Consider the following 321-nt stretch of genomic DNA (forward strand, 5'->3'; position numbering starts at 1 on the left):
CTGCCGTCGGCAAACACCCGTTTGGTCAACTCATTGTTGTAATCGTAATGATATTGCTCGGTACGGCCCAATATGTCGGTTACCTCGGTGTAACCTTCGTGATAGGTAAAACGCCATTCCTCGCCCAAAGAAGTCCGGTTGCGGATGACTTTGCCGGTCGGGGTGTAGTGGTCGTATTCGTATTCCGATACCAATCCGGCCGCATCCGTATGCGACACCATCAGATTGTTTTTATAGCCGAAGCTGCGTTTGACATTACCGTCGCGGCCGATGACGCGGATCAGGTCACCACTGCCGTCGTATTCATAGCGGACCAGCGGC

1 pseudogene is annotated in these 321 nt (G+C 53.3%); it reads right to left on the minus strand.

The features are described from left to right. Nucleotides 1-321, minus strand: a pseudogene (locus tag HMPREF2952_RS06500) (type IV secretion protein Rhs); the annotation flags it as partial.

It is taken from the genome of Neisseria sp. HMSC068C12, from assembly GCF_001814095.1.
Classification (GTDB): domain Bacteria; phylum Pseudomonadota; class Gammaproteobacteria; order Burkholderiales; family Neisseriaceae; genus Neisseria; species Neisseria perflava.